This is a genomic window from Streptomyces sp. NPDC031670 (assembly GCF_055580545.1).
Map to the genome: position 1 here is coordinate 416,479 of NZ_JBVILC010000005.1, position 3,617 is coordinate 420,095.

5 protein-coding genes are annotated in these 3,617 nt (G+C 71.5%); 3 read left to right on the forward strand and 2 right to left on the reverse strand.

Features of this window, described 5'->3' with window-relative positions; all coding sequences use genetic code 11:
* Positions 1-248: 248 nt before the first annotated feature.
* A complete protein-coding gene (locus ACZ5ID_RS13350) occupies positions 249-710 on the reverse strand; it encodes a carboxymuconolactone decarboxylase family protein (protein ID WP_283141628.1) in 462 nt (153 codons plus the stop codon).
* A 561-nt stretch (positions 711-1,271) separates the two neighbouring features.
* Here ACZ5ID_RS13350 and ACZ5ID_RS13355 point away from each other — a divergent pair.
* From ACZ5ID_RS13355 to ACZ5ID_RS13365, 3 genes are all read left to right on the forward strand, one after another.
* The gene (locus ACZ5ID_RS13355; protein WP_468896910.1) at positions 1,272-2,102 is read left to right on the forward strand and encodes an AfsR/SARP family transcriptional regulator; all 831 of its coding nucleotides are present in this window, start codon (positions 1,272-1,274) and stop codon (positions 2,100-2,102) included.
* A gap of 90 nt (positions 2,103-2,192) precedes the next feature.
* On the forward strand, positions 2,193-3,014 hold the full coding sequence (locus ACZ5ID_RS13360) for an AfsR/SARP family transcriptional regulator (protein WP_468896912.1): 822 nt from the start codon (positions 2,193-2,195) through the stop codon (positions 3,012-3,014).
* Positions 3,015-3,108: 94 nt separating this feature from the next.
* Positions 3,109-3,243 (forward strand): hypothetical protein, encoded by a 135-nt coding sequence (locus ACZ5ID_RS13365; protein ID WP_406553943.1) that lies wholly within the window; start codon positions 3,109-3,111, stop codon positions 3,241-3,243.
* Between the two features lie 71 nt (positions 3,244-3,314).
* Here the strand turns inward: ACZ5ID_RS13365 and ACZ5ID_RS13370 are convergent.
* On the reverse strand, positions 3,315-3,617 hold a 303-nt coding region (locus ACZ5ID_RS13370; protein WP_468896914.1), incomplete at its 5' end, for an aromatic-ring hydroxylase C-terminal domain-containing protein.

Genomic DNA, 3,617 nt, shown 5'->3' on the forward strand with positions numbered 1-3,617 from the left:
TCGCCCCCCCCCCAGCCACACCGACTATCACGTCCGCCCTCCCCCCCCCCCCCCCCCCCCCCCCCCCCCCCCCCCCCCCCCCCCCCCCCCCCCCCCGCCCCCCTTGCTTCCCTCACGCCTCTCCGGCACACAAAACGGCCCGTTCACCGCAACGTCCTTGCGGTGAACGGGCCGTCCGCCGTCGAGCCGTCCGCCCGACCGCCGGCCGTCGGGGGTGCCGGCCGGCACCAGCAGCTGTACGGGGGTGATCAGCTGTTGGGGTCGGCAACCTGGCCGATGGCCACGTGCAGACGGTTCCACAGGTTCGCGGTGGCGACCGAGAGGACGATCGCCGCGAGCTGCTGCTCGTTGAAGTGCTTGGCCGCGTCGTTCCACACCTCGTCCGAGACCGCGTCCTCACGGTCCGCGAGGCGGGTCACGGCCTCGGCGAGCGCCAGGGCAGCGCGCTCGGCGTCCGTGAAGTACGGGGTGTTGCGCCAGGCGGCCACGGCGAACAGGCGCTCGTCCGAGGTCTCGCCGGCGGCCTTGGCCAGACGCGGGTGACGGTCCGCGTTGGCGCCGTCGCCGTTGATCTGGCTCGCCCGCAGATGCAGCAGCTCAAGCAGTTTCACATCGACGCCGGGGACTTCCTTGCTGGCCTTTCCCAGCGCCACCAGAGCGTCAATGGCACCGGGAACGACAAAAGCAGGGTGCTTGGCCCGAGCAGTCATGATTTGCTCTCCTCAAAAAGATTCACGTAAACGCCGAACACTTCACACGGAAAACCGCGACGTCGGACGCCGACCGGCCCTGCCAGAACATCCACACCGGTCGGCTTCCTCCGTCACAGCTATGACGAAACGTGGCGCGTGAATGTGACGGGTGCCGGGTGTGACCCACGCCACATCGGAGCGGTGGGCACGTCTGTGCGCTGGGCGCTTGCCTAAGGACGGCGTAAGATCCGGATCCCGGGGCACCAGAAGTACGGGGTGGGCGCGGGAGCGGGAGCAGGGCGGGGGCGGGGCGCAGAGCCCGGAAAATCCGCCACATCCGGCGGTTCTTTACCCAGAGTCGAGTGGCTTCAATCCGAGCCCAATTCGCGATTGCTACAGGATTTTGACACCGCCGTCAGTTCTTTGACAGGTACGTCAGATCGGCCACAGACGGGCTTGCCGCGACGGGTGGGTTCGGGCACATGATCAAAGCGGGTTGCCGCCGAGGCCTGCCAGCCGCGCGGACACTTCCGACCCGAATACCCTTACCCCCCGTATTTCCCGACTCTGGGGAGAAACATGGACATCGAAGTGCTGGGTGCACTGTCGGTGCGGAAGAACGGGTTATCGATCGCGCCCACTGCCCCGAAGCCGCGGCAGGTGCTGGCCCTCCTCGCGCTCCACTCCGACCAGGTGGTGCCGCTGGCGACGCTGGCAGAAGAACTCTGGGACGACACCCCGCCGCGCAGTGCCCGTACCACCGTGCAGACGTATGTGATGCAGCTCCGCGAGCTGATCGGCGAGGCGCTGGCCCGCCGGGACGGCGAGCGCCGCAGCCCCAAGGACGTCCTCGTCACCCTGCCCGGCGGCTACCGCCTGGAGACCGAGGACGGCGAGGGCACCGTGGACTTCCGCGAGTTCGAGCGGCGCGCCACGGCCGGTCACCGCGCCATGGACGTGGGCGACCACGAGGGCGCCGCCCGGCTGCTGCGCGAGGCGCTCGCCCTGTGGACCGGGCCCGCCCTCACCGGCGTCCACCAGGGCAGCCGGCTGAGCACCGAGGCCGAACGGCTGGAAGAGGCGCGGCTCGCCGCCCTCGACCGGCGCATCGAGGCCGATCTGCGCCTGGGCCGCCACCGCGAGCTGCTCTCCGAGCTGACCGTCCTGGTCAGCCGCTATCCGATGCACGAGGCGCTGCACGGCCAGTACATGCTGGCGCTGCACCGCTCCGGGCGGCGCAGCGAGGCGCTCGGCGCCTACCAGCGGCTGCGCGCGACCCTCGTCGCCCGGGCGGGCCTGGAGCCCTCGGCCGCGCTCGGCCGGCTCCAGATGGCCATCCTCGCCGCCCGGCCCGGCTCGCCGGTGCCCGACAGCGCCGCCGCCGACCGGTTCGCCGCCCGCGCGAGCTGATCCCCGACGCACACGCCCCCGGCGGCCAGGCCCCGGGGGGAGACAACGATGTCCCGGCGCACCCCCGCCTTTTCCATCCGAGAGGAAGCCGTGAAAATCCAGGTCCTGGGCCCCTTGAGTGCCGAAGTGAACAGAGTCTCCGTCGTTCCCACGGCGGGCAAGCCCCGTCAGATCCTCGCGCTGCTCGCCCTGTACCCCGGGCGCGTCATCCCCGTACCGACGCTGATGGAGGAGATCTGGGGCACCGACCTGCCGCAGAGCGCGCTGACCACCCTCCAGACGTACATCCTCCAGCTGCGGCGGCGGCTGGCCGGGGCCATGGGGCCCGATGCGCATGTTTCGGCCAAGGATGTTCTGGCCACCCGCTACGGCGGCTATCTGCTCCAGATCCCGTCCGAGGCGGTCGACGTCCACACGTACGAGCAGTTGGCGGCGGAGGGCCAGCTGGCGTTCGACGAGGGCCACAACGAGCGGGCGGCGGACTGCTTCCGGCGCGCGCTCGACCTGTGGGAGGGTCCCGCCCTGGTGGACGTGCGGGTCGGGCCGATCCTCGACATCGAGGTGATGCGCCTGGAGGAGAGCCGGCTGGTGGTGCGCGAACGCCGCATCGACGCCGACTTACGTCTCGGGCGGCACGCCGAACTCACCGCCGAACTCACCGATCTGATCGCCCGTCACCCCCAGCACGAGGGGCTGCACTCGCAGGCCATGGTGGCCCTCTACCGCTCCGGGCGGCAGGCCACCGCGCTCGATGTGTACCGCAAGCTGCGCGGGCGCCTCATCGAGGACCTCGGTGTGGAGCCCTCGCCGCAGCTCCAGCGGCTGCACCAGGCGATCCTCGCCGTCGACCCCCAGCTCGACGTCGTCGCGGGCCCCCGCCGCACCTCCACCTTCGACCTGTACGCGGCCTGATCCCGGCCGTGTGCAACCCGGGCGGCTCGCCGTGCCGCCCCCGCACGGCCATCCTCGAACAGCCCGTGCTCGTATCCATGCGAAGGGGGAGCAGATGTACGAGAACAGGGAAGACCGGGAAGATCATGAGTTTCGGCCGGGTGACCTCGCCGCCGTCGCTCCTCCGCTCCGGCTCGCCGGCGCGGAGGAGGACGACGTCGAGTTGAACATCATCCGGGGAATCGACTGACCGCCCCGACCGTGACGGGCACGGCCGCCGCCTCGTGGGGCGCGACGGCCGTCCCGTACGTCCGCACCCGTTCAGTTCTCCGTGCCGAACCAGCGCTCCAGCGCCTCGCGGAGCTTGCCGCCGTCCGGCGCGGTCCAGGCCACGTGTCCGTCGGGGCGCAGCAGGACGGCCTCGGGGTCGTCGCCCGCGGGGCCCCGGGCGGGGACCCAGTCGCCGGTGACCACGTCGACGCGGTCCGCCCAGCCCTGGGCGAGCTCGGCCGCCTCGCGCGAGTCGCCGGTGGTGATGAGGACACCGCGCGCGCTGTGCAGCAGCTCCGCGACCCGGACCCGGCCGCCGTCGGCACGCTCGATCTCGCGGTCCGGCGAGAGGCG